Annotated in this window: 12 protein-coding genes and 1 tRNA gene; 5 read left to right on the top strand and 8 right to left on the bottom strand. The window is 58.9% G+C overall.

What is annotated here, in order from left to right:
• Positions 1-243 precede the first annotated feature (243 nt).
• From ACFOFO_RS20520 to gmhA, 6 genes are all read right to left on the bottom strand, one after another.
• Positions 244-1377 (bottom strand): glycosyltransferase family 9 protein, encoded by a 1134-nt coding sequence (locus ACFOFO_RS20520; RefSeq protein WP_390332641.1) that lies wholly within the window; start codon positions 1375-1377, stop codon positions 244-246.
• 131 nt (positions 1378-1508) lie between these two features.
• Positions 1509-2495, bottom strand: coding sequence for a glycosyltransferase family 8 protein (locus ACFOFO_RS20515; protein WP_390326886.1), 987 nt, complete (start codon positions 2493-2495; stop codon positions 1509-1511).
• Positions 2482-3621 (bottom strand): glycosyltransferase family 9 protein, encoded by a 1140-nt coding sequence (locus ACFOFO_RS20510; RefSeq protein WP_390332638.1) that lies wholly within the window; start codon positions 3619-3621, stop codon positions 2482-2484. The genes ACFOFO_RS20515 and ACFOFO_RS20510 overlap by 14 nt, the downstream gene beginning before the upstream one ends.
• Positions 3622-3693: 72 nt before the next feature.
• On the bottom strand, positions 3694-5442 hold the full coding sequence (gene msbA / locus ACFOFO_RS20505; RefSeq protein ID WP_390332635.1) for a lipid A export permease/ATP-binding protein MsbA: 1749 nt from the start codon (positions 5440-5442) through the stop codon (positions 3694-3696).
• Positions 5439-6818: an O-antigen ligase family protein gene (locus ACFOFO_RS20500; RefSeq protein ID WP_390332633.1), complete on the bottom strand. Its 1380-nt coding sequence runs from the start codon at positions 6816-6818 to the stop codon at positions 5439-5441. The genes msbA and ACFOFO_RS20500 overlap by 4 nt, the downstream gene beginning before the upstream one ends.
• Before the next feature lie 329 nt (positions 6819-7147).
• Positions 7148-7735 (bottom strand): D-sedoheptulose 7-phosphate isomerase, encoded by a 588-nt coding sequence (gmhA, locus tag ACFOFO_RS20495; protein ID WP_390326876.1) that lies wholly within the window; start codon positions 7733-7735, stop codon positions 7148-7150.
• A gap of 674 nt (positions 7736-8409) precedes the next feature.
• Between gmhA and ACFOFO_RS20490 the strand changes: the two genes are divergently transcribed.
• The 5 genes from ACFOFO_RS20490 to ACFOFO_RS20470 all read left to right on the top strand — a co-directional run bounded on the left by ACFOFO_RS20490 (position 8410) and on the right by ACFOFO_RS20470 (position 17514).
• Entirely contained in the window at positions 8410-9264 is an 855-nt protein-coding gene (locus tag ACFOFO_RS20490; RefSeq protein ID WP_390326874.1) for an undecaprenyl-diphosphate phosphatase, read from the top strand.
• A 57-nt stretch (positions 9265-9321) separates the two neighbouring features.
• Positions 9322-11154 carry a DNA helicase RecQ gene (gene recQ, locus ACFOFO_RS20485; protein WP_390326872.1) on the top strand — a complete coding sequence of 611 codons (1833 nt, stop codon included), beginning with the start codon at positions 9322-9324 and terminating at the stop codon, positions 11152-11154.
• A 640-nt stretch (positions 11155-11794) separates the two neighbouring features.
• The gene (locus ACFOFO_RS20480; RefSeq protein WP_390332630.1) at positions 11795-13978 is read left to right on the top strand and encodes an HDOD domain-containing protein; all 2184 of its coding nucleotides are present in this window, start codon (positions 11795-11797) and stop codon (positions 13976-13978) included.
• Positions 13979-14019: 41 nt separating this feature from the next.
• A complete protein-coding gene (locus ACFOFO_RS20475) occupies positions 14020-16239 on the top strand; it encodes a putative bifunctional diguanylate cyclase/phosphodiesterase (RefSeq protein ID WP_390332673.1) in 2220 nt (739 codons plus the stop codon).
• A gap of 126 nt (positions 16240-16365) precedes the next feature.
• Positions 16366-17514: an SEL1-like repeat protein gene (locus tag ACFOFO_RS20470; protein ID WP_390326868.1), complete on the top strand. Its 1149-nt coding sequence runs from the start codon at positions 16366-16368 to the stop codon at positions 17512-17514.
• Between the two features lie 173 nt (positions 17515-17687).
• Here ACFOFO_RS20470 and trmB read toward each other — a convergent pair whose 3' ends face one another.
• Both trmB and ACFOFO_RS20460 read right to left on the bottom strand, forming a co-directional pair.
• Positions 17688-18407, bottom strand: a complete 720-nt coding sequence (trmB, locus tag ACFOFO_RS20465) for a tRNA (guanosine(46)-N7)-methyltransferase TrmB (RefSeq protein ID WP_390332628.1) — start codon at positions 18405-18407, stop codon at positions 17688-17690.
• Between the two features lie 92 nt (positions 18408-18499).
• Positions 18500-18573 (bottom strand) — tRNA-Gly (locus ACFOFO_RS20460).
• Between the last annotated feature and the right edge of the window lie 57 nt (positions 18574-18630).

Below are 18630 nucleotides of genomic sequence, written 5' to 3'. Positions count from 1 at the left end.
GCCTGTCACCGCAGGCGATTGCATGAAGATCGTTGCAGGCTAGGGCTTCTCGCCCCTTCCCCCTTGCAGGGGGAAGGTTGGGATGGGGGGTAGGACGGTCGATCGGCAACATGCGCCATTCATCAACGGCACTACCCGCACTTGCAGTGCGCATATCCGCTTGCAGGCGGATATCGCTTCCAACCCGGCAGCACCAATGTTCATGCGGCTCTTCGTGCGATTGCCCTGACCGGCCTGGCGACCTTATGGCGATCCCTGCCCAAGCATGACCGCCATCACATCCTCGACCGTAATGCTGTCGACCCAAGCGTCGGGTCTGGACACGTGGATGATCGTGCTATTGGCTTGGTCAATCGGGACCCATTCCAGACTGGTCAGCCGCATCAAGGCGACGACCGGGACATGCACCGCATTGGCCAGATGCATGACTGCGGTTTCGACCGAGATAATCAGATCGCACAAGCTCAGGATTGCCGGCAACTGGAAAAAATTGTCGACCGCGCTAAACAGATGTGCGTGCTCGATCGGATTCTGATCAAACAACCGCTGCGCCCGACCCATCTGTTCCGGTACGACATTGATCACGAAATAACTGTCGCGCCACCGGTCTTGCCGGCGCATGGCCTGGATCAGGGCCAATACCCGTTCCAGCGGCCAGTTGCGTTCGACCGACTTGGAAAACGCGTTGACAAAAAAAATCTTCCGGCCTTGCCGGTCGGCGCGGTCGATCGGGAACTGCCACTGCATCAGTTGATCGCGCGCATAGTCGCGCCACCGCTCGGGAATATCGACGAACGGAAAGCGGGCAGCCGCGGCAATCTGCAGCCCGAACAATAGCTCGAACCAGCCGGCATAAATATCGCTGATATGTTCTTTGCCGTCAGCCTTGGCGCCATAGTCGGGAATCCTGGCGTCGAGCTTGCGGTATGCCAGATGCTTGTGAATATCGAGCAACCTGGCGCGCTTGGTCTGGCCGGCGACGAAGCCTTGCGGACTGATCTTGCGCGCCAGTCCCGCATAGAAATTGCGCCGCAACAGGCCTAGCGAGATGACGATGGGATAGGCCTGTTGCTGCGCCTCGCGCATCGATTGCTTCAGGAGCGCCGGGCTGTACGTCTGGTTGTATACCTTGGCGATCGCGGGGCATTCTGCCAGCCAGTCGTATAGCGAATAGCTTTTCAGATGCTCCCAGTCGGCCGGGCGTGCGGTACGGCGCAGCTCGTCGACCCAAAGATGAATCCGGATATGCGGGTAGGCGTCCGCAAATGCGCGAAAGCAGTTTTGCAGGTAAGTGAAATCGCCCAGCGCGAGATGGGCAATGAACAGGATCTTGTCCGATTTTTGCAGTAACTCGTGGGGGACCAATGAAGACCTCATGCGGGACTTGGGCAGTAAATGGTATGGTTCACGTTGGTGCGCCGGATGGTTCATTGGAGCACGGCATAAAGTGGCAAAAACCGCGCGGCGCAAACGGCACGGCGACAAACTGAACGAAATTGCAGCATGCTTCAGGAAGGCTGGCACAGCCCCGAATATTTGTTCAGGATATATCTTGCATACCACCGCATGCCGTCGGCGAGCTGGCCGCGCCGGATCAGGAATTGTGCGTGCATATGCATTTCCTTGTAGTTCTTCGGTTGATCCAGCGGCAGGTCGGACCACGGTGACAAGGACTGGTATTTCAGGAACAGTTGTTTCGAGTAGTGTGGATTCCAGTCATGCCATGGCTTCAGACGGCCGGTGAAGTGCACGAACACGGCGTCCGGCGGTATCGCCATGCTGGCCTGATTTTCTTTCAATACATTGACCAGGTTATATTGATAATTCCATTTGCCATCAATGAACTTGACTCGTCCATCCAGCACGATATTGAGCGCGTCCTGGTCCGGAAAGGTGAATGTTTTGTCACTGGTCAGCATCTGGGTGATCGTCAGTGCGGTCACCTTGTTTGCAATCCAGTTTTGGATATTGATGTAGAGCACGCCGGAATTGAAATATTTATCGTGACGTAGTTCCAGCGTTGCGCACTGTGTCCTGGAGGTCTCGACGCTGTTGTCATGCACCAGCGCGACGATCGCATCGCTGATATCCATCGTCATCAATTCGGACAAACTACCAACGCAAAGAATATCCGAGTCGAGATACAGCAGCTTGTCGATATTGCCGAGCTTATTGAGTTCCGCCGGGATCAGCAGCCGGGTAAATATCGCCGGTGAATAATGCACCAGTCGCGGGAAATCGCTGAATTCATCGAACACGGAAGGGTCGATGATGTGAATCAGGATCTTGGTCCGGTATTGCAGTTCCAGTTGATGTATCCGACGCCGGCTGTCGTGCGTGACTTCAGACGAAAACACATGGAACACGAAATCGATATCAGGATTGTGCTCCAGGATGGACGTGATGGTGACGCCCATGCCGCGGAAATAGTGTGCGTCGACGCCGAACGCAATATGGAACGGCGCGGCGCTGGCCATGGTGTCAGCGCTGTGCATGATCGGCTTCAATGGTCTCTGGCAAGGCTGCGACCACTTGCGATACCGTGATCGATCGCACCCATTCGCGGCGATTGGCGGTCGTGATGACGGTACTGTGTTCCTGGTCGATCGGCGCCCATTCCGGATTTTTCTGGCGCATGAGCGCGATCACAGGAATGTGTACGGCGTTGGCCAGATGCATTACCGCGGTTTCAACCGATATCACCAGGTCGCACTTGCTCAGGATCGCAGGTAACTGGAAAAAATTGTCTTGCGCACTGAACAGCTGCACGCGATCGAGCGCATGTGCTTTGAAGAATTGTTTGGCATTCTCCATTTGTTCCGGCACCGCGTTCACGATAAAGCAGCTGTCGCTCCAGCCATTCTGCTGTTTGAGCGCGAGCACCAGCTCGACCACGCGTTCCAGCGGCCAGCAACGTTTCCCGGTTTTGGCAAACGGGTTGATGAAGACCAGCTTGCCGGCGGCACGGCTGGCCGAATCAAATTGCCAGTCGGTCAACTGCTGCTGCGCGTATTGATTCCATTGCGCCGGAATCTGCACGAACGGAAAGCGTGCCGATGCCGCCAGGTCGACGCCGAACAGGCGCCGAAACCACCCGGTATAGACGGCACTGATATGTTGACCGGGCAGCGACGTCGCATCGATATCGAGACCGGCATTGAGCTTGCGAAAAGCCAGTCGGCGTTGAAATGCGAAGAAATGAGTCCGCCGCCGCATGCCTGCGACAAAACCGTGGGGGCATATTTCCCTCGCCAGAGCGGCATACAGCGGCGGTCTCAGCGTCGACAGAGAGACCACCAATGGGTATCGCTGCTGCTGGGCGCTGCGGATCGATTGCTTGAACAGCGTCGGGCTGTAGGTCTCTTGATAAATCCGGGCGACGAACGGGCAAGCGGCCAGCCAGTCGTACAGCGCGTATTTTCGCAAATGCTCCCACTTTGCAGGCTGTGAAGTGCGGCGCACTTCATCGACCCAGATGTGAATCTGGATGTGCGGATACGCTTCGGCAAACGCCTTGAAGCAATTCTGCAGATAGGTGAAATCGCCCAATGCAAGATGCGCAATGAATAAAATCTTGTCTGATTTTTTGAGAAGCTCGGGCGGGACTAATTGTGGTGGCATAGTGTCGCGTCAGAAAAACGTAGTCGATTGCATGAAATAGGTGGGCCAAACGATGGCGCTCCATTACCGGGACTACAGCACCGGTGCGAGCGCTTCCCTGGAAAACTGCAGATGATACAGATTCGCGTATATCCCCTTCATTTGCAGCAACTCATCGTGGGTGCCGATTTCGACAATGCGGCCGCCCGAGAGCACGACGATGCGGCTGGCGCGTTCGATGGTCGATAGCCGGTGCGCAATGACGAACGTGGTTCGGCCCTGCATCAATTGATCCAGCGCGGCCTGCACTGCGCGTTCCGATTCAGTATCCAACGCCGATGTCGCCTCGTCCAGGATCAGCAGTGGCGCATTCTTGTAGATGGCCCGGGCGATGGCCAGCCGCTGGCGCTGGCCGCCGGACAGGCGTGAACCGTTGTCGCCGATGCCGGTTTCATACCCTTGCGGCAGCTGGTCGATCATGTCGCCCAGGTGGGCCGCCTTGGCCGCCGCAATGATCCGGCTGCGGTCGGGGGATGGATCGCCGTACGCGATATTCGCCGCTACCGTGTCGTCGAACAGCACAACGTGCTGGCTGACCATCGCAATCTGGCTGCGCAGGCTGGTGAGTGCGATGTCGTCGATCGGCTGACCGTCCAACAAGATCCGCCCACTGCTGGCCGAATAAAAACCGGGTACCAGATTGACCAGCGTCGACTTGCCGCCGCCGGACATGCCGACGAAGGCGATCGTTTCGCCCGGTTTGACGTGCAGATTGATGCCGCTGAGCGCCAGTTGCTGGTGGCCACGATAGGAAAACGCCACATCGATAAAGTCGATCTGCCCCTTCGACCGCCCGCTGAGCACCATACCGTTGGTGCGCTCGGCAGGTGCATCGATCAGGTTGAAGACCGCCTCGGCGGCAGCCATGCCGCGCTGCAGGGGACCGTTGACTTCGGCCAGTTGTTTTAACGGCGTCAGCAATAGCAGCATAGCCGTAGTGAAGGCGACAAAGGCGCCGACAGTGAGCTGACCGTGGCTCGATTGCACCAGCGCCATGACGACCACGATCGACAGCGCAAATGAAGTGAGCAGATGCGTGATGGGCACGGTCGCGGCAAAGGTGCACGTCATGCGCATGGTGTAGCGGCGCAGACTTTCGGCGCGTTGTTCGAGCCGGCGCTTTTCGTAGTTCTCGCCCCCGAAGATTTTGATGACCTGCTGCGCCCGCGTGGTTTCTTCGATCACCTGCGTCAACTGGCCATTGATTACCAGCGACTGCTGATTCAGTTTTTTCAGGCGCTTGCCGGTCAGATTGACCACCGCCGCGATGATGGGCATCAGGATCAGGGTGACGATGGTCAATCTCCAGTTCATGCTGAACAGTACGGCCAACAGGCCCAGCACCGTCAGGCTCGAGCGCACGATCGAGGTAAATACCTTGGTAATCATCTCGACGATTTGCTGCACTTCGAACATCGTCGTATTGATCAAGCGGCCAACCGGGTTGGCGGCGTAGAAACCGATCGGCGCTTCCAGCATGCGGTTGAACATCAGGCGACGCAACTCATTGAGCAGCCGGGTCGACACCCAGCTCATCGTGTACGTGCTGCTGAAGGTGGACGCGCCGCGCACTGCGAACAGACCGACCAGCACGGCCGGTACCATCCAGTACGAAAATGTCGGGGCCTTGGTAAATCCGACGTCAAACAAAAGTTTGAGCGTATAGGGCAGGATCGATTCCGTGGCAGCGGTCACGATCATTGCAAGAAAAGCGAGGGCCAGCCGTTTCTTGTATGGCCGGTGCATCGCGGCCAGGCGCTTGAGTTGCGGTGGGATGGTCATGCTGCGAACCGGAAAGTGGCTGGATTGAAGGAGAACGATGCAACTGTGATGTGCAGATGTTGCGCCGCATCGCTGCTATCGGATCGAACTGCCTGCTCCAGTTCGGCTTTGCGCTTGATCTGATGGGCCAACAGTCCGGCCAGCGTGACACTGTAAAAGGTATTGCTTGCTGACCAGAAAAACATGACATCGGACATGCCGAACACGAAAAAGCCGAGGCAGAGTGCTAGGCCCATCGACGCGATGGTCCTGGTTTCCTGGTCCGGATCGCGCATTCGTCGCAGGAAGTAGAAAGCCGGTACGAAATACACCGACAGTAGCGCCAGCACGCCAACCGTTCCAAAGGTTGCCATTTTATACATAATATCGTTGTGGGAATGCGGTTGTATGGCGGCCTCGGCAGTCATCACATGCTGCTCGGCCAATTTCTGGATCGCCGCCGGGAATCGGTCCTGACCGATGCCGACCACCGGGTGCTCCTTGAAGATCAGCCATGAAGCTTGCCAAATCTGCCAGCGCAGTCCCAGCGATGTATTGACATTCTTCCCTTCGATATAGCCGGCGATGTCCGTTTCCGCTGCCACGATGCGGTTTCGTACCATCGTGCTGTGGGTGCCGATTGCGAGGATCAGGGCCGCCAACAGGGTCATGGTCAGCAATTTGTAGCGCGTGCGCAGGTGGCTATATAGCGCGGCTGCAATGAATATGAACAACGGGATTGCAACCCAGCCGCCGCGCGCCTGGGATAAATAGGACGCATACAGTCCAGCGCAGCCGGCGATCACCTTGCCGGCAATGCTGATCTTGTCGCCGGGTTTGTTCCAGCCGATCGACAGCAAAGCGAGCGCACCCATCAGTAGTGCCAGATTCCCGAACGGGACGAGCGGTGTCGAAAAGGAATCCACCGGGCGCAGTTCTCCGGCGTGGGACTCGGCGTACAGCTTGATTGCGGCAATCACGGTACCGACCGCCAGGCCCCACTGGATTTGCCTGAATGCGGTGCCGGGCACCAGCAACAATGCCCAGAAGATCAATGCAAACAAGGCCAGCCGCGACGGCAGGTCATATGGCTTGAACGAAAATTGTCCGTCCGACAGCTGATGCAGAAAAATCGCAACGGCGGTGCCGGCCATGGCCAGCATGACCGGCCAATGCTCCCGCAAGATCAGGGTGAACGATTTGTCGAGCGGTTTGACGCGGCAAGCGAGGCCAACCAGGGCAAATAACACCAGCAAATAGAAACAGACATTGGCACCTTTTTGCAGGTTCAATGCGAACGCCGGATACAGCAGAAACGTAATAGCGACGGGCCACTTCAGATAACGCAAATCATTCTCCAGACTGGGAGCAATCGTGTTGTAGGACAAGGCAAGCACGGGGCGCCGGCTATATTTTGGCAACGAAGTAACTGTTCAGCCCGCAATGGTGGGCCGTGTCAGTTGTAGGCAGAAGACCGTTCGCCCTGAGTAGCCCGAAGGGCGTATCGAAGGGTCTGCTGACTCAAGCAACCCTTCGATACGCTTCGCTACTCAGGGCGAACGGCCTTTTGTGCATCATTCATTCAACCCTGCCCTGCGGACTGAACAGTTACGCGACGGATTGTATAACGCTGTTACCAGCTTGTTGCAGGCATCCGATCCCTGTTCGCTAATGGCCGCGACGCTGCATCACTGCAACATTGGCAGGGGCGACGGCCAGTGTGTACTTATTGGTAATTTTCGGGAAAAAACCGTCGCTCCACCATCTCGATCAAGATGTGCAGCACCTTGATATGCAATTCCTGCACGCGATCCGCATAGTCGCCTCCCGGCGCGCAGACGCAGACGTCGGCCAGCGCTTCCAAGGGCGACCCGGACCGCCCGGTTAGCGCAATGACGGTCATGCCGAGCGCTTTGGCCGCCTCGGCAGCCTTCAGAATATTGACGCTCTTGCCGCTGGTGCTCAGGGCGACCAGGCAATCACCTTGGCGCCCGTGGCTTTCGACATAACGCGAAAAAACGTAATCGTAGCCGAAGTCATTGGCCACGCAGCTGATATGGCTGGGATCATTGATCGCAATGGCGCCAATGCCGGCGCGGTTTTTGCGGTAACGGCCGGTCAGTTCTTCCGCAAAATGCGTCGCGTCGCACATCGAACCGCCATTGCCGCAGGAATAAACCTTGCCTTTGTTTTCAACGGTGGCGATCAACGCCGCGCTGGCCGCCTCGACGCTCAACAAAGATTGCCGATTCGATAAGAACGATTCCAGAGCGCTTTTTGATTCCAGCAGACTTGCCTTGATATTTTCAATCATGATGCTTCCTTCGCGCCGCACAGTGCCCTGACTTTTGGCACTTTCAAGCCCGCCAGTATCTCACAGCGTGGATAGGGAGGCCACTTTGCGGGGCGGCGCCTCGGGGCAATCGCACGAAGATCTGCACAAACATTGGTGATGCCGGGTTGAGTTCCCTCCCCCTTGCAGGGGGAGGGTTAGGGGCGCAGCAGGGAATTCAGGAGGCATGCCTCCTGCCTGCGAAGCGGTATCCGCCTGCAAGCGGATATGCGCACTGCAAGTGGGGGTAGTGCTGTCGATGAATGATGCATGTTGCCGATCGACCGTCCTACCCCCATCCCAACCTTCCCCCTGCATGGGGGAAGGGGCGAGAAGCCCTAGCCTGCAACGATCTTCATGCAATCGCGCTGGACGACGCCTATGGACCCATAGGCTCGCAAAAGACATGCATGCAGCCGCCTGCAACAAATTATTACAAATCAAAGGTGCCGGCTTGCAGTGGCGTACGCACTGACACCGCGTCTACCGATTCCATCCGGAAATGCCCATGGGCCGCATTATTCGGCGCGCCCGCCGGTGGCCAGGCTGTAAAATAGCCGCGCTGTATCAACGAGCCCGTACGGCAGCATCAACACGCGCACCATAGCGGGCTGAACAGTTACGAATTTAGATTTTTTAGTATCTTATAGGCAAACATGGATCTCATACTTGCGTTAAAAGCCATCATCATGGGCATCGTCGAAGGATTCACCGAATTCTTGCCGATTTCCTCCACCGGCCACCTGATTCTGGCCGGCAGCCTGCTCAACTTTACCGGTGAAAATATCAAGGTCTTTGAAATCGCGATTCAGGCCGGTGCGATTTTCGCCGTCTGCTGGGAGTACCGCGTCAAGATCGCCAGTGTGCTGGCCGGCCTGTTCAGTGACGCCAATGCACAGCGGCTGGTGCGCAATGTCGTTATCGCCTTCATGCCGGCCGCAGTGCTGGGGGTCTTGTTCAACGCGAAAATCAAGGCCGTCCTGTTCGCGCCGGTGCCGGTGGCACTGGCCTTCATCGTCGGCGGCCTGATCATCTTGTGGGTAGAACGCAAGCATCAACGATCCGATGTCCCGGTGACAGCGACCACCGCCGCCGCCTCGATCCATAGTATGGATGACCTGACCGCAGTCGACGCGCTGAAGATCGGGCTGGCCCAGGTATTTGCGCTGATACCCGGCACCAGCCGTTCCGGCTCGACCATCATCGGCGGCATGCTGTTTGGATTGCCGCGCCAGGTCGCCACCGAATTCTCGTTCTTCCTCGCGATCCCGACGCTGCTCGGCGCGACCGTGTATTCACTGTACAAGGCGCGCGACCTGCTGTCGGCCGCCGACATCCCGCTGTTCGGCCTCGGCACGCTGGCGGCTTTTGTTTCCGCGTTCCTGTGCGTGCGCTGGCTGCTGCGTTACATCAGCTCGCACGACTTCACGGTGTTTGCCTGGTATCGCATCGCGTTCGGCATCCTGATCCTGATCACCGCCCACTTCGACCTCGTCATGTGGGCGGATTGATCGGGTGCGGGAATTCAAGCGGCAACAAGTTAACGCGGCAACCCATGGCAAGCAGCAATGAACAACGCATCCGGTAATTTGACGAACGACAAAGCCTTGCATCTGTTGCAAAGCGTGTTCGGCTATCCATCCTTTCGCGGTCAGCAGGCCGAGATCGTCAATCATGTTGCCAGTGGCGGCGACGCACTGGTGCTGATGCCGACCGGCGGCGGCAAGTCGCTGTGCTATCAGATTCCGGCCTTGGTGCGCGCTGGCGTCGGCGTGGTGGTGTCGCCGCTGATTGCGCTGATGCAAGACCAGGTCGATGCGCTGGCGGAGGTCGGCGTGCGCGCCGCCTTTCTGAATTCGACCCAGACCTTCGAGGAAGCGAACCGGATCGAGCGCCAAGTCCGCAGCGGCGAACTCGATTTGCTCTACGTCGCGCCGGAGCGGCTGCTGACGCCACGCTGCCTCGAGCTGCTGCAAGCGTCCAACATTGCGCTGTTCGCGATCGACGAGGCGCATTGCGTGTCGCAATGGGGTCATGATTTCCGGCCCGAATATATCAAGCTGTCGGTGCTGCACGAGCGCTTTCCGGCGGTGCCGCGCATTGCGTTGACCGCCACCGCAGACCAGCAAACCCGCGACGAGATCGCGCACCGGCTGCAGTTGGACGATGCACGCAAGTTCGTGTCCTCGTTCGACCGACCCAATATTCGTTACCAGATCGTCGAGAAGGCCAACGGCCGCAAGCAGCTGCTCGATTTCATTCAGGGCGAGCACGCCGGCGACGCCGGCATCGTGTATTGCCTGTCGCGTAAAAAGGTCGAGGAAACTGCTGAACTGCTGAACCAGAATGGCATCACGGCGCTGCCGTATCACGCCGGCATGGACTATAAGCAGCGCAGTAATAACCAGTCCCGCTTCCTGCGCGAGGACGGTATCGTGATGACCGCCACTATCGCGTTCGGCATGGGGATCGACAAGCCCGACGTGCGCTTCGTCGCGCATCTGGATTTGCCGAAAAGCATCGAAGGCTATTACCAGGAAACCGGTCGCGCCGGCCGTGACGGCGCACCCGCCAACGCCTGGATGGCATACGGCTTGCAGGACGTGGTGCAGCAGCGCCGCATGATCGACGAGTCGGAAGCCGACGAAAGCTTCAAACGGGTGCTCGGCGTCAAGCTCGACGCGATGCTCGGCCTGTGCGAGACGCTGGCCTGCCGCCGGGTGCGGCTGCTCGATTATTTCGGGCAGGGATCCGAACCCTGCGGCAATTGCGACACCTGCATGCAGCCGCCCGTGTCGTTCGATGCCACGGTCGCGGTACAAAAGTTGCTCTCGACCATATACCGCGTCGATCAGCGCTTTGGCGCCGGCCACGTGATCGACGTGCTGCGCGGCAGCGAGACCGACAAGGTACGCCAATGGCGCCACGAACAGCTATCGACCTTCAGTGTCGGCGCCGACCGCAGCGAAGCGGAATGGCGCGCGATCCTGCGCCAGACCATCGCATTGGGTCTGGTGACGGTCGACTATGAAGCGTACAGCGCGCTGAAGCTGAGCGACGACGCGCGCCCGGTGCTGCGCGGCGCGCAGCCGGTGCAGCTGCGCCAGTATCAGAAGCCGGTCAAGGCCCGGCGCGAGTCGGCCAAGCCGAACGGTTATGTGGAATCGGATCTGTCAGCGGCGGAGCAGGCGATTTTCGACAAGCTGCGCTGGTGGCGCGTCGAGACTGCGCGCAAGCACAACGTCCCGGCCTACGTAATCTTCCACGATGCGACCATGCGGGAAATCGCGCGCGCGCAGCCGGCCTCGCTCGACGACCTGCGCGGCGTCACTGGGGTAGGGGAGAAGAAGCTGGAAACCTACGGCGCCGAAATCGTCGCGCTGATTGCCGGGCTGGCCTGATTGCTCGAACCGTCACCTGGCCTGGGTTCTCGGTTGTTGTAGTATGCGGAAAGTCATCGCATTATATCTACGGGATCACGATGATGATCTGGGAGTATTTGTCAATATCGGCGCCGCGCCCTCAGTAGACAAGCTTTTACGAGGGCAACATCATAGGCAATGGAACACCTCATTCGAAACCCCATGTCCGAGCCGCAAACCGCCTGGCACAGTACGAGCGGCCGTTTGCGATGTATTTTTGCAACAATTTGTAACTTTTCCTCCGCCCCCCAATGATACGAGCGCAATGCATGAAAATTTTCTGGTGAGATACTTTTTGAGATAATTTGAAACCGGGCATGGGACCTTTGCCTCTGGATACGGGGTCGGTCGCGAAGGTATACGGGACGCGCCTCGGGCTGAAGGCAAGGGGCATACCAAGAATTGCATTTCATCAACATCAGAGCGCAGCAGTGTTTCCGTCTAAATTTTTCCTTCATGCAAGTTTGCGATGGTATATTTGAAAAGAAGCAAAAAAATTTGAACTTTATCTAGAGCCGGCTGTGCTAGCGGGCGCTGAATCGATTAGCGTATTCAGGTCGATCCGGTCGCCGTCGGCGCGCCTTCGTTTGTGGTCCTGTCATGGCAGTGTCCCAAAACAATGCAACAAACTGAATCAGACATTCGCAGCCGTTTGCTGGTCGCCCGCTTGCCGGCGATGCCGCAGATTCTGCTGAAGTTGCTGGAACATTGTCAGAACGACGATGCCGGGTTGGTTGATTTGGCCGAACTGATTGCCCAGGACCCGGGGATTGCCAGCAAGATTCTTGCGGTTGCCAACAGTTCCGCCTACCATCGCAGCGGCCAGAAAGTCGGCATTGAACAATCGCTGACCGCGATCGGCACCGACATGGTTAAGACGCTGGTGATCAGCGAGTCGGTGTTCCAGATATTTGATAATTTTTCCCAAGCAAACACCACCGATCTGCGCAGCTTCTGGTCGCATTCGCTGGCCGCTGCCGTGATCGCGCGCGAGATCGCGACCCGGATGCGCTACCCGCATGTCGAGGAAGCCTATCTGGCCGGTCTGCTACACGACATCGGCCGACTGGCATTGCTGGCCGCCGCACCGAAAGAATACGCAACCAACTTTCTGGCCCAGGACGACGCCAAACTGTGCGCCGTTGAGCAGCGCACGCTGCAGGTCACGCACGCCGAAGCGGGTGCCTGGCTGATCGAAAGCTGGCAACTCGATTCGTTCCTTGCCGACAGCGTCCGGTATCATCATGAAAGCGCCGCGCGCTTGGGCAGCACCCATCCGCTGATTCGCATTGTGCTCCTTGCGCACCTGCTGTCGAATCATGAAAGCGACGATCCCGCTGTCGTCGATGCCGGTGTGCTGTGCGGAATCGATTCCCAAACTCTGTCCGATATCGGCGAGCGCGCTGTCGAACAAATCCGCAAGGCAACCGACTATCTCGGCATCGATTTGGCTGGCGCCGACGCTGTGCAGCCGCCGGTGACCGCAGCGCCGGCGGCGGCGCCGGACGCGACCCGCGAGCGGCTCTCCGAAGAAGTGCGCAACCTGGTGCTCGCTTCGAACGCCGGGCGCTCGTTCGCCCGCCGGCAGAGTGAAGCCGAATTGCTGGAAACCGTTACGCGTTCGGCGCGAATCCTGTTCGGTTTTGACGATGCCATCATGTTGCGGATGAATGCTACCGGTCATTCCCTGATCGGGTGCGCGGTTGGCCCGCACCGGCAGCGCCTGACCGAATTCGCAATACTGCTCAGCAGCGACAGCCCGATTGCCGGCGCCGCGGCGCAGATGCGTGTGGCCTACCTGCAGCGCACCGGGAAACTGTTCGGCGTTGGCGAAGAACAGTTGCTGCGTCTGCTTGGCACCGACAGCCTGGTCGCGCTGCCCTTGTTGACCGGCGGACGCTGCACCGGCGTGCTGATCGGCGGCATCGCGCAAGCGCAGCTGGCCGACCTGAAGCGGCGCGAGCGCTTCCTGCGCGCGTTTGCGGCGCAAGCCAGCACTGCGCTGGCAAGCGCCGACACCGAGCGGACCGACGGCGACCGGCGAGCGGCCAGCGTCGCCCAAAAATATCAAGAAGCGTCGCGCCGGGTCGCGCATGAAGTCAACAATCCGCTGTCGATCATCAAGAATTACCTCTCCATCCTCGACAGCAAACTGCTGCGGCATGAACCGGTGCTGGGCGAATTGTCAATCCTGAACGAAGAGATCGATCGGGTTGGTCAAATCGTCAATGGATTGACCGACCTGCAGCCGAAGACCCGGGTCGGCGCCACCGATGTCAACCGGGTTGCAAGTGATGTGGTCCGACTGTTTCAGGATACCGAATTCGTGCCGGCATCCGTGCGCATCATCACCCGCCTGCAGGACCAACCCGCCGATATTGCGGCGGCTCCCGACACCGTGAAGCAGATTCTGGTGAACCTGGTGAAGAATGCAATCGAAGCCTTGCCGCGCGGTGGCGAGATCGAAATCGCCAACAACGGTCATCTGAACCGCGATGGCCGGCTCTATCTGGAATTGTCGATCCGCGACTCTGGCCAGGGGATTCCGGCAGAGATACTCGCCAATCTGTTTACACCGGGGCGCAGTACCAAGGACGGTGACCATCGCGGGCTGGGCTTGAGTATCGTGCATAGCCTGGTACGGCAGATCGGCGGCATGATCATGTGCCGCAGCAGCAAGCAAGGCACCACATTCGAAGTCCTGCTGCCGCTTCCGGATCCGGACGACAGCACCGGTACCATCGGCACGGCAGGCTTTTCCCGATCGGCTGCCGCACAGTCGCAGATGATGGATTTGCCGTGAGAGGAGCAATAAACGTGACCACCGCCAGCGCCCCGATCGCCATCAAACTCAATTCGAACCGCCTGGTCGCCGTACCGGACCGGCAGTTGCGCCTTCTGCTGGTAGACGATGAACCGCGGCTCCTGTCGAGCCTGTGCGAACTGCTCAAGGATCGCGGCTATCACCTGGTGACGGCGACCTGCGGCAGCGAAGCGGTCGCGCAATTGAGCAAGCTGCAATTCGATCTGGTGTTGCTGGATTTGCGTCTGCCGGATTTTGGCGGGCATGAAATCATGGATTTCATGCTCATGCAGGGGATCAATGCGAGCATCATCGTGCTGTCCGGCGAATCCGGCATCGACGCCGCGATCGGCGCCTTGAAGCGCGGCGCCCACGATTATCTGCGTAAGCCATACAGCCGTGAGGAATTGCTGAAAACCGTGGACAACGTGTTGCGGCAGCGCCTGCTGGAAATCGAGAACCGCCGCATCGCGTCGCAGCTCGAATGTTCCGAACAACTCTATCGCTACCTGGTCGACAGCTCGCCCGACATCATCTATACGATCAATCAGGAAGGGCGTTTTTCGTTCGTCAACGACCGGGCGCAGCAACTGCTGGGCGTTTCACGCGATGAGTTGATTGGCAAGCATTATTCGACCCTGGTGCACGACGACGATCTGCAACGCGCCTATTATGTGTTCAACGAACGCCGCGCCGGCGAACGCGCCTCGCGCAACGTCGAGTTGCGCCTGAAGCCGCTGAACAGCGAGGGCAAGCAACGCACCTTCGACAATACCCTGATGACGCTGTCGTTCAATTCGATGGGCATGTACGCGACCGACCAGGGCGTGCGCAAACTCGATTTCCACGGCACCTATGGCGTGGCGCGCGACATCACCGACAGGAAGCGCGCCGAGGAACTGATTTCGTATCAGGCCTATCACGACATCCTCACCGATCTGCCGAACCGGATTCTGTTCAAGGATCGGCTTGGTCTGGCGATGATCCAGTCCAGACGCGACGAGACTGAACTGGCGGTGATGTTCGTTGACCTCGACCGCTTCAAGCTGGTCAACGATACGCTCGGCCATATCAAGGGTGACGAATTGCTGCAGCAGGTTGCCGGCCGCCTGAAAGCCAGCATGCGCCGGGGCGATACGCTGGCACGCCTGGGCGGCGATGAATTCACGATCTTCCTGCCGGAGTTGCAGAGTCGGGAAGATGCGCAAGTGGTGGCCGGGAAATTCCTGGAATGCCTGCAGCAGGCGTTCTTCCTCGATGGCCATGAAGTCTACATTTCCGCCAGTATCGGCATTGCCGTCTATCCGACCGACGGCGAGACGATGGACGACCTGCTGAGCCATGCCGATATCGCGATGTATCAGGTCAAGGCCGACGGCAAGAACGGCTACAGTTTTTATGACCCGTCGATGCTCGATGCATCGCACCAGAAAATCACGCTGGAGCAGAGCCTGCGCAAGGCGCTTGAGCAGGGCGAGCTGGAGATGTATTACCAGCCCCAGATCGATGTGCGAAGCGGCGAGATCGTCGGTGCTGAAGGGCTGATGCGCTGGAATCACCCGGTGCGCGGCTTGCTTACGGCGGGCGAATTCCTGCCGTTCGCCGAAGAAAACGGCTTGATGATTCCGATTTCCGACTGGATGCTCGATGCGCTGTGCCGCGATCTGGAGCATTGGAATGCGGTCGGTGGCGCACCGGTGCGGCTATCGCTGAACCTGTCGCCACAGTATCTGGACCGTGGCGACTTCGTCGAAAAGATGCGCCAGGCGCTGGCCCATTACGGGATTTCGCCGACCCAGATAGAAGTCGAGATTACTGAAAACATCTGTATCCGGAACCCGCAGTACGCAATCGACCAGTTGAACAAGCTGTGCGAGCTCGGGGTCAGCGTGGCCATCGACGACTTCGGCACCGGCTATTCATCGCTGGCCTATCTGCACCGGTTTCCGATCCACACCATCAAGATCGATCAGTCCTTCGTCAAGGAAATCCAGCGCGAGAACGGGCATTTCCCGGTGGTGCTGGCGATTATTTCGATCGCCAACGGACTGGGCCTGAATCTGGTGGCCGAAGGGGTCGAAACCGAGATTCAGTCACATTATCTGGAGCAGTCGGGTTGTACCACGATGCAAGGTTTTCTGTACCATAAGCCGCTGTCATGCCGCCAGTTCTTGCAGCTGCTGCGCGACAAGAAGGCAGGCACCGCGGGTGACGTCAACCGTGTCGCAATCGATGCATGCCTGAGCCCGGCCGTTGGGTAGTTGCCGCGGTTGGCTTATGTACTGATTGCACTGAATGCACTGATTGCACCGACTGCAACAACCAATAACCCGTCGCTGCGGCTTATTTCATGTCAACGCCAATGCGTTCTGGAAAGTATTTTTAACATGGAAGACAGAACCATCGAGCTGGCCCTGCGCGACGATGCGGTGCGCGGCGATGCCGAAGCGCAAAACCGCCTCGGCATGCTCTACAGCAGCGGTAAGGGCCTGCCGCCAGACTGGCAGCAGGCCACCGGCTGGTTCCGCCGAGCTGCCGAACAGGGCCATGCCAGTGCCCAGTTCAATCTCGGCCTCGTCTATGGTAACGGCCAGGGCGTGCGGCAGGATTTGCAACAGGCCCTGGTCTGGTACCGCAAGGCGGCGCACCAGGGACATGCTAAGGCCCAGTTCAATCTCGGCCTGATGTTCGACAATGGGCAAGGCGTGCCACAGGATTATGAACAGGCGCGTGCCTGGTACAACGAAGCCGCCGTGCAGGGACACGCAGGTGCGCAAAACAATCTGGGCCTGATGTTCGTCAACGGCCATGGGGTGCGCCGCGATTATCATACGGCGATGGACTGGTTTCGCAAGGCCGCCGAGCAGGGAGACGCGGCCGCGCAAAACAACCTCGGCATGATCTTCGGAAATCAGAATGACGTGCCGCAGGATTTTGGCAAGGCACTGTTCTGGTACCGCAAGGCTGCCGATCAGGGCTATGCGAATGCCCGGTTCAACCTCGCGACGCTGTATGAGAACGGCGAGGGCATCGCCCAGGATTATGTGCAGGCACTGTTCTGGTATCGGGCGGCCGCCGCACAGAATCACGCCAAGGCGCAATTCAACCTGGGCTTGCTGTACGACCTCGGCCGCGGGGTGCCGGCGGACGCCCAGCAGGCAATGTCGTGGTACCGGCAGGCCGCCGAGCGGGGGCATGCACGGGCGCAGTTCAACCTCGGCATGCGTTACGACAGCGGGCAGGGCGTAGCGCAGGATTACCAGCAGGCGCTGTCGTGGTATCGACGCGCCGCCGAACAGGGCCATGCGCGCGCGCAGTTCAATCTCGCCCTCATGTATCTGGTCGGCCATGGCGCCACGGCGGATCTGGTGCTGGCATACAAATGGTTCACGCTGGCCGAGAGCACGTCCGGCGCCGGCGAGCTTGGCGACAAGTCGGTGCGGTACCGGCATCTGGCGGAAGCGCGGATGACCGCGCAGCAATTGGAGCAGGGCGGTGCCATGGTGCAGGAGTGGCGCCAGAGGCAGGCATCATAGCGAGCACCGCCTGAATCGAGGCTAGCGGTTGTGGGCGCTCGCCGGTGCGCCGCTCCTGGCATCTTGGACCAGCGTGAAGATACTGACGTTCTTCGACAACGGTTCGGCCTGCTCGTGCAGGTTTTCGGTGGCGGCGGTTTGCTCGACCTGATTGCTTTGATGGTTTAGCGCGGTTAGCGCCGGATAAAAACCACATCCCAGACGCCGTGTCCGAGCCGCAAACCGCGGTTCTCGAACTTGGTCACCGGCCGATAATCAGGGCGCGCTGCAAAACCGTCCGCGGAATTTTTCAAGGCTGGCTCGGCCGACAGCACTTCCAGCATCTGCAGCGCATATTCTTCCCAGTCGGTCGCGCAATGCAGGTAACCGCCGGGCGCGATGCGCGAGGCCAGCAACTGCACGAACGGCGCCTGGATCAGCCGCCGCTTGTTGTGCCGCGCCTTATGCCATGGATCGGGGAAGAACACGTGGACACCGGCCAGCGAGGCTGGCGCGATCATGTTGGTGAGCACCTCAAACGCATCGTGCTGAATCAGGCGCAGATTCTGCAAGCCCTGTTCCCCGATTTGCTTCAACAGGCTGCCGACGCCGGGCGTATGCACCTCGACCCCGATGAAATTCTTGTCCGGCATGCTAGCCGCAATCTTCGCGGTAGTTTCGCCCATGCCAAAGCCGATTTCCAGGATGGTCGGCGCACTGCGTCCAAACGCCTGATCGCAGGCCAGCGGCGCCTTCGCATAGGGGATGCAGAACTGCGGCCCCAGTTCGTCGAGTGAGCGGGCCTGTGCGGTGGACAGCCGGCCGGCGCGCGTGACGAAGCTGCGGATACGGTGCTCGGTTGGGTCGTAAAACAAGGGCTTGCCGGCGTCGTTGGCGGGTTTGTGGTCTGACATGGCGATCTGCGTTTTGTTTGCTAAAAAGGCATTTTATTGGCACCAATAAAAAAGGCACCGGCGTCGGTGCCCTGATGGTCGCTGCAATGTGCTGGAGCGGGTGAAGGGAATCGAACCCTCGTCGTAAGCTTGGGAAGCTTCTGCTCTACCATTGAGCTACACCCGCGACCCCTGAATTCTACGCGGGTTTGCGACGGATTGGCAAACTTGCCAAGTGCCGGGT

Origin of the sequence: Pseudundibacterium arcticum, assembly GCF_042646465.1 — a bacterium.
GTDB classification, from domain to species: Bacteria; Pseudomonadota; Gammaproteobacteria; order Burkholderiales; family Burkholderiaceae_D; genus Undibacterium_A; species Undibacterium_A arcticum.
The sequence above is the reverse complement of the archived record's forward strand: the minus strand, read 5'-3'. Positions and strand labels throughout refer to the sequence as shown.